General features: G+C 60.5%; 1 rRNA gene. It reads left to right on the top strand.

Annotated elements, in window-relative coordinates:
* Window positions 1-1,365, top strand: a 23S ribosomal RNA gene (locus ACOQFL_RS22800); the annotation flags it as partial.
* Between the last annotated feature and the right edge of the window lie 11 nt (window positions 1,366-1,376).

The raw sequence follows: 1,376 nt of genomic DNA, 5'->3' as shown, positions 1-1,376 counted from the left end.
GGCGAAGTGGGTGATCCCCGGCTGCCGAGAAAAGCCTCTAGCGAGGGGCCGCGTGGTCCGTACCCGAAACCGACACAGGTGGTCTGGTAGAGCATACCGAGGCGAGCGGGGTAACCGTGGTTAAGGAATTCGGCAAATTGTCCCCGTAACTTCGGGAGAAGGGGAGCCGCGCCTGGTGATCCCCCAAGCGGGGTGAGCTGGGGGTGGCCGCAGAGTCTGGGCCCAAGCGACTGTTTACTAAAAACACAGGTCCGTGCGAAGTCGTAAGACGCGGTATACGGACTGACGCCTGCCCGGTGCCGGAACGTTAAGGGGAGTGGTGAACCTTTCGGGGTGAGGCTGCGAACCGAAGCGCCGGTAAACGGCGGTGGTAACTATAACCATCCTAAGGTAGCGAAATTCCTTGTCGGGTAAGTTCCGACCTGCACGAATGGCGTAACGACTTGGGCGCTGTCTCGACCACGGGCCCGACGAAATTGCAGGACGAGTTAAGATGCTCGTTTCGCGCGGCAGGACGGAAAGACCCCGGGACCTTTACTACAGCTTGGTATGGGCGTCTGGTTCGGCTTGTGTAGGATAGGTGGGAAACGGTGAACCATACACGCCAGTGTGTGGGGAGTTGCTGGTGAAATACCACTCTGGTCGTTCCGGGCGTCTAACCTCGGTCCGTGACCCGGATCAGGGACAGTGCCTGGTGGGTAGTTTAACTGGGGCGGTTGCCTCCCAAAGGGTAACGGAGGCGCCCAATGGTTCCCTCAGCCTGGACGGAAACCAGGTGGCGAGTGTAAGTGCACAAGGGAGCTTGACTGTGAGACCGACGGGTCGAGCAGGTGCGAAAGCAGGGACTAGTGATCCGGCACCGGCATGCGGATGCGGTGTCGCTCAACGGATAAAAGGTACCCCGGGGATAACAGGCTGATCTTGCCCAAGAGTCCATATCGACGGCATGGTTTGGCACCTCGATGTCGGCTCGTCGCATCCTGGGGCTGGAGTGGGTCCCAAGGGTTGGGCTGTTCGCCCATTAAAGCGGCACGCGAGCTGGGTTTAGAACGTCGTGAGACAGTTCGGTCCCTATCCGCCGCGCGCGTGTGGAGACGTGCGGGGAGCTGTCCCTAGTACGAGAGGACCGGGACGGACGAACCTCTAGTGTGCCAGTTGTCCCGCCAGGGGCACGGCTGGTTGGCCATGTTCGGCACGGATAACCGCTGAAAGCATCTAAGCGGGAAGCCCACCCCAAGATGACGTCTCCCACCCCCCGTACGGGGGGATAAGGCACCCAGCAGATGACTGGGTTGATAGGCCCGACATGTACGCACAGCGATGTGTTCAGTGGACGGGTACTAACCCGCCGAACGACGACACCCCCATTTCCTCTG

It is taken from the genome of Actinopolyspora sabaoui (assembly GCF_051225635.1).
Lineage (GTDB): Bacteria > Actinomycetota > Actinomycetes > Mycobacteriales > Pseudonocardiaceae > Actinopolyspora.
This window is presented reverse-complemented; position numbering and strand designations above follow the sequence as displayed.